Source organism: Actinomadura rifamycini DSM 43936 (assembly GCF_000425065.1).
Classification (GTDB): domain Bacteria; phylum Actinomycetota; class Actinomycetes; order Streptosporangiales; family Streptosporangiaceae; genus Spirillospora; species Spirillospora rifamycini.
On record NZ_AULB01000022.1, the window covers coordinates 154,262 to 160,350 of the forward strand.

The window sequence follows — 6,089 nt, forward strand, 5'->3', positions numbered from 1 at the left end:
CGGACGAGGGCGGCGCGGCGTCCAGGGGCGGCGCTCAGGCGAGGGCGGGCGCCCCGAGGGCCGGGTAGTCGGTGTAGCCGGTCGCGCCGCCCGTGTACATCAGATGGCCCTCCCGCACCGCGTTGAGCGGCGCGCCGCGGCGGAGCCGCTCGACGAGGTCGGGGTTGGCGAGGAAGGGGCGGCCGAGCGCCACCAGGTCGGCGCCCGCGCCGGCGAGCCGCCCGGACTCGCGGACGACGTCGGCGGTGGTGAGGTCCGGCAGCCTGGGGTTCGCGATCAGCGTCCCGGGCCACAGGCCGCGGACGGTGCGGAACAGCGGGTCGGCGGGGTCGGCGTAGACGACGTGCAGATAGGCGGGGCCGATCTCGGCGAGGGCCCGGACGAGCGCGGGGTACACCCGGTCGGCGTCGTCCTCGCGGATGCCGTTCGCGGTGCCCCCCGGCGAGATCCGCACGCCGACGCGGTCCGCGCCGACGGCGTCCGCGACGGCCCGCGTCACCTCGGTCGTGAACCGGATCCGGCCCTCGACGGACCCGCCGTACGGGCCGGTGCGGCGGTTGGTGTTCGAGGCGAGGAACTGGTGCAGCAGGTAGCCGTTGGCCGAGTGCACCTCGACGCCCGCGAAGCCCGCGTCGATCGCGTTGCGCGCGGCGGCGGCGAAGTCCGCGACGGTCGCGCGGACGTCGTCGTCCGCCATCTCCCGGGGGACGACGGGCGGCCGCGGGCCGGACGGCGTGTGGATCGGCTCCGGGAGCGGGACGGGCGAGGGCGCGACCGGGTGCAGCCCGGAGTTGTCGGGGTGCCCGACGCGGCCGCCGTGCTGGAGCTGCAGGAACATGCGGCCGCCGTCCGGGTCGGGGGCCGCGCCGCGGACGGCGGCGGTGACGCGGCGCCAGCCCGCGACGTGCTCCGGCGCGTGGATCGCCGGGATGTTCGGGTACGTCTGGCCGACGGCGTTCGGGGTGGCGGCCTCGGCGACGATCAGCCCGGCGGCGGCGCGCTGCGCGTAGTACGTCGCCATGAGGTCGCCCGGGACGCCGTCGGCGCCCGCGCGGTTCCGGGTCATCGGGGCCATGACCAGCCGGTTCGGCAGGGCCAGGCCGGCGAGGCGGGTCGGGGCGAGGAGCTCGGGGTGCAGGGTCTCGTGCGTCATGCTCTCGTGCGTCATGGTCGTCTCCTTTTTCAGCGGTGGGCGGGGAATCCGTGGGCGCGGGCCGCCAGGACGGCGGCGAGCGCGGGGGCGAGGAGGGCGAGCGTCCCCCACGGGAACGAGCCGGCGCCGAAGGCGCCGAGGAGGAGGCCGCCGGCGATGCCGCCGCCCGCCATGGCGGCGTTCCAGAGGGTGACGAGCATGGCCTGGGCCGCGTCGGCGGCGTCGCCGCCCGCGTTCCCGGCGGCCGTCTGCAGCAGGGTCGGGGCGCCGCCCCAGCCGAGCCCCCACAGCGCGGCGGCGAGGTGGACGAGCGCGGGTTCGTCCGCCGCGAGGGCCAGGACGGCGGCGCCGGCGCCCACGAGCAGCGTCGCGGCGATGGTGAGCGCGCGGAGGCGGCGGTGGATGTGCGCGCCGACGATCCAGATCCCGGCGAGGGACGCGGCGCCGAACACCAGCAGGACGACGTCGGTCGAGCCGCCCATCCCGGCGCCGTCGAGGAACGTCGCGATATAGGTGTAGAGGATCGTGTGGGCGAGGACGAACACGAGCGTGACGAACAGGACGGGCGCGACCCCGGGGACGCGCAGCGGGTTCGCCTTCGGGCCCCGCTCGTCCGCGCGGCGTCCGGGGAAGTCGGGCACGGCCGCGGCGATCCAGCCGATCAGGACGAGCGTGAGCCCGGTCATCAGCAGGAACGCGGCCCGCCAGCCCGCGGCCGCACCGAGGAAGGTGCCCGCCGGGACGCCGAGCGACAGCGCGACCGGGATCCCCGCCATCGCGATCGCGATGGCCCGGCCTTCGAGGCCCGGCGGCGCGAGCCGCCGGGCGTAGCCCGCCAGCAGCGCCCAGGCGAGCCCGGCCGCGACCCCGGCGGCGAACCGCGCCGCCATCGTCAGCGGGTAGGAGGCGGACAGCGCCGTGACGGTGTTGGCGACGGCGAACCCGGCGGCGGTCGCCAGCAGCAGCGCCTTGCGCCGCCACGCCGCCGTCGCGGCGGTCAGCGGCACGGCGGTGAGCGCCGTGCCGATCGCGTAGACCGTCACGGTCTGCCCGGCGGCGGACTCGCCGACGCGCAGGTCGCCGCTCATCGCGGGCAGCAGTCCCGCGGGGAGCGTCTCGGTGAGGCTGGTGATGAAGACGGCCGTGGCCAGCGCCAGGAGCGCGCCCATCGGCAGCCGGGGGGAGCTTTCGGATCCGGCCGGCCCGGCGGCCCGTTCCGCAGTCCGCATGGTGATCGTTTCCTTCGTGGTCGGTACGGGGAACGACCATGCCGGGCCGGGCTTCGGATCCCCTGACGCTCCGCTGACGCCCCGCCCGAAGCCACCCGCCCCATCCATAACCCCAGCCAGAGCGGACGGACCAACGGCGATCGCGTCCGAAGGCAAGTTCGAGCGAAGCGAGAACCTGATCGCGCAGCGAGCCGCCAAGCCCGTTGAAGGAAGGCCCCCTGGGGCCTGACGCCGAGGGCGACGCGAACGAACACAGGGCCGCAATAAACTCCTCGGATGCGTTTCGGTGTGCTCGGTCCCGTGGCGGTGTGGGACGGTGCGGGGACGCAGGTGCACATCCGGGAGACGAAGGTGCGGGCGCTGCTCGCGGACCTGCTCGTCCACGAGGGGCGTCCCGTCCCGGCCGACCGGCTGATCGACGACCTGTGGGGCGGCGCGCTGCCCGGCGACCCGGCGAACGCGCTGCAGGCGAAGGTGTCGCAGCTGCGGCGGGCGCTCGGGCGCGACCGCGTGGTGCGGGAGGCGAACGGGTACCGGCTGGTCCTCGACCGGCCCGGCGACGAGGTGGACGCGGACCGGTTCCGGGCGCTCGCCGCCGGTGCCCGCGCCGTGGACGATCCGCGGCCGCGGGCCGCGCAGCTCACCGCGGCGCTCGACCTGTGGCGGGGGCCCGCGTTCGCCGACGTCGCGGACGCGCCGTTCGCGCGTCCGGCGGCGGAGCGGCTCGACGACCAGCGGCTCGCCGTGCTGGAGGAGCAGGCCGAGGCGCGGCTGGCGGCGGGCGAGCACACGCTGCTGGCCGGGGAGCTGGGCGGCCTGGTGGCGCGGCACCCGCTGCGGGAGCGGCTCCGGGCGGTCCAGATGCGGGCCCTGTACAGGGCGGGGCGGCAGAGCGAGGCGCTGGAGTCCTACACCGAGCTGCGGACGCTGATGGCAGACGAACTGGGCGTCGACCCGGGCCGCGAGCTGGCCGACCTGTACGAAGCGATCCTGCGGCAGGACGCGTCGCTCGCGCCGCCGGCCCCGGCGCGCCCGCGGCTGCCGGTGCCGCTCACCGCGCTCGTCGGCCGCGACGCGTGCGTCGACGACGTCGCCCGGCTCGCCGGCTCGTCCCGGCTGGTGACGCTGACGGGGCCGGGCGGGGTCGGGAAGACGCGGCTGGCGCTGGCGGCCGCGGACCGGCTGGCGGGCGGGTTCCCGGACGGCGTGTGGCTGGTGGAGCTCGCGGGGCGGCGCGGGGACGCGGCGGCGCTCGCGCAGGCGGTCGCGGACGTCCTCGGCGTGCGGGACGAGCCGTCCGGCGCGCCCGCCGGCCCGGCCGACCGGCTCGCGGCGGCGCTGCGGGACCGGCGGCTGCTGCTGGTCCTCGACAACGTCGAGCACGTCGTCGAACCGGCCGCCGAACTCGCCGCGTTCCTGCTGCGCGGCGCCCCCGGGCCCGCGATCCTGGCGACCGGGCGGGAGCCGCTCGGGCTCACCGGCGAGACGGTGTACGCGGTCGGGCCCCTCGGGGAGGCCGACGCCGTGCGGCTGTTCACCGAGCGCGCCGCCGCGGCCGCGCCCGGGTTCGCGCCGGACGGCGCCGACCGCGCGGCCGTCGCGGAGATCTGCGCGCGGCTCGACGGGGTGCCGCTCGCGCTGGAACTCGCGGCGACGCGCGTCCGGTCCCTCGGGGTGCGGGAGCTGGCGGCGCGGCTCGGGGACCGGTTCGGGCTGCTCACCGGCGGGTCGCGGGACGCGCCCGCCCGGCAGCGCACGCTGCGCGCGGTGATCGACTGGAGCTGGGACCTGCTCGGCGCGGACGAGCGCGCCGTGCTGCGGCGGCTCGCGGTGCACGCGGGCGGCTGCGACCTGGACGCGGCGGAGGCGGTCTGCGCGGCCGGGGGCGTGCGGCGCGCGGACGTCCTGGACGTGCTGGGCCGCCTGGTCGACCGGTCGCTCGTCGTGATGGCGGAGGGCGCGGCCGGGCCCCGGTACCGGCTGCTGGAGTCGGTCTCCGCGTACGCGGCGGACCGGCTGGCGGAGGCGGGCGAGACCGCCGCGGCCCGGGACCGGCACCTGCGCCACTACCTGGGCCTCGCCGAGCGCGCCGAGCGGCACCTGCGGGGCGCCGGGCAGCGGGCGTGGCTGGACCGGCTGGACGCCGAGTCGGCGAACACGCGGGCCGCGCTGGACGAGGCGCTGCGGCGGCCGGCCCCGGCCGAGGCGGTGCGGCTGGCGACGGCGCTGGCGTGGTGGTGGCTGCTGCGCGGACGGCTGCACGAGGCGCGGCGCACGCTGGACGCGGTGCTGGGCGTCGCGCCGGACGACGCGGAGGCGCGCGTCCTGCGGGACGCGTTCGGGCTGCTGACCCGCGACCGCGCCGCCGGGCCCCCCGGGGACGGCATCGCGGACCCGGCGCGGCGCGCCCGCGCCGGGTGGCTCCGCGCGTACGCCCTGTTCCAGGCGGGCGACCGCGCCGAGGCGGCGGCGGCGAACGCCCGCGCGCTCGCCCTGTTCGAGGAGCTCGGCGACCCGTGGGGCGTCGCGGCGGCGCACGGGCTGGAGGCGACGCTCGCGTTCGTCCGGGGCGACCTGGCGACCGTCGGACGGGCGGGCCCGCGGGCCGCGGAGCTGTTCGGCGGGCTGGGGGACCGGTGGGGCCGGTTGCAGACCGTGTCGCCGCTCGCCGACCTCGCCGAGATCAGGGGCGACTACGCCGCGGCCGGACGGCTCCAGCGGGAGGGGCTCGCGATCGCCGAGGAGCTGGGGCTGCGGGCGGAGATCTCCGCCCGGCTGTCCGGCCTCGGCCGGCTCGCGCTGCTCGCCGGGGACCACGACCGGGCCCGCGACCTGCACGAGCGGTCGCTGCGGCTGGCCGCGGAGCAGGGGTTCCGGTACAGCGAGGTGCACGCTCTGATGGGGCTCGCGCTGGGAGCGCGCCGCGCGGGCGACCTCGGCGCCGCCGAACGGCACCTGCACCGGATCCGGGACGGGTACGAGTCGTCCGACATCGGGGAGCATCTGCTGTTCGCGGAGCTCGGGTTCGTCGCCGAGCTGCGCGGGGACGCGGCGCGGGCCTTCGCGCACCACCGCCGCGGCCTGGAGGTCGCGCGGGCCGTCGGGGAGCCGCGCATGCTCGCGCTGTCCCTGGAGGGCCTGGCGGGCGCGTGCGTCCTGGACGGCGACGCCGAGCGGGCGGCCGAGCTGCTGGGCGCGGCGGACGCGGCGCGGCGGGGCGCGGGCGCGCCGCTGCCGCTCGCCGAGCGCGGCGACGTGGGCCGGATCGAGGCGGCGGCGGCGTCCGTCCTGGGGGCGGAGAGGTTCGCGTCCGCGTTCCGCCGGGGCTCTTCGCTCGCCCCGGCGGACGCGGCGCGTCCGGTCGCCTGAGGGACCCGCTACTTGAGGAGCTGGCGGGCCATGACCATCCGCTGGATCTGGTTGGTCCCCTCGTAGATCTGCGTGATCTTGGCGTCGCGCATCATCCGCTCCACCGGGAAGTCCCGCGTGTACCCGTACCCGCCCAGCAACTGCACCGCATCGGTCGTGACGTCCATCGCCACATCCGACGCCAGCGCCTTGCACGCCGACGACACGAACGTCAGATCCGCGACCTTCTCACCCCGCATCGCACGCTCGGACTTCACCGCCGCGTGATACGTCAGCTGACGCGCACCCTCCAGCCGCATCGCCATGTCCGCCAGCATGAACTGCACACCCTGGAAATC

4 protein-coding genes are annotated in these 6,089 nt (G+C 77.7%); 1 reads left to right on the forward strand and 3 read right to left on the reverse strand.

Annotated elements, in window-relative coordinates; all coding sequences use genetic code 11:
- Positions 1-34: 34 nt before the first annotated feature.
- Together H505_RS0121845 and H505_RS0121850 are read right to left on the reverse strand one after the other, a co-directional pair.
- The gene (locus H505_RS0121845) at positions 35-1,168 is read right to left on the reverse strand and encodes an alkene reductase (RefSeq protein WP_245592601.1); all 1,134 of its coding nucleotides are present in this window, start codon (positions 1,166-1,168) and stop codon (positions 35-37) included.
- Positions 1,169-1,182: 14 nt separating this feature from the next.
- The gene (locus tag H505_RS0121850) at positions 1,183-2,382 is read right to left on the reverse strand and encodes an MFS transporter (protein WP_026403683.1); all 1,200 of its coding nucleotides are present in this window, start codon (positions 2,380-2,382) and stop codon (positions 1,183-1,185) included.
- Positions 2,383-2,658: 276 nt separating this feature from the next.
- Here H505_RS0121850 and H505_RS0121855 point away from each other — a divergent pair, with 276 nt between their 5' ends.
- Positions 2,659-5,751, forward strand: a complete 3,093-nt coding sequence (locus H505_RS0121855; RefSeq protein WP_026403684.1) for an ATP-binding protein — start codon at positions 2,659-2,661, stop codon at positions 5,749-5,751.
- A gap of 8 nt (positions 5,752-5,759) precedes the next feature.
- On the opposite strand, the gene H505_RS0121860 is transcribed toward H505_RS0121855, so the two are convergent.
- The coding region (locus H505_RS0121860; protein WP_026403685.1) for an acyl-CoA dehydrogenase family protein at positions 5,760-6,089 on the reverse strand (330 nt) is incomplete at its 5' end.

What these genes read in the sequence shown, in the direction of transcription:
- H505_RS0121845 (WP_245592601.1), bottom strand. Translation starts at nt 1,168, where the DNA reads ATGACGCACGAGAGCATGACGCACGAGACCCTGCACCCCGAGCTCCTC.
- H505_RS0121855 (WP_026403684.1), top strand. Translation starts at nt 2,659, where the DNA reads ATGCGTTTCGGTGTGCTCGGTCCCGTGGCGGTGTGGGACGGTGCGGGG.
- H505_RS0121850 (WP_026403683.1), bottom strand. Translation starts at nt 2,382, where the DNA reads ATGCGGACTGCGGAACGGGCCGCCGGGCCGGCCGGATCCGAAAGCTCC.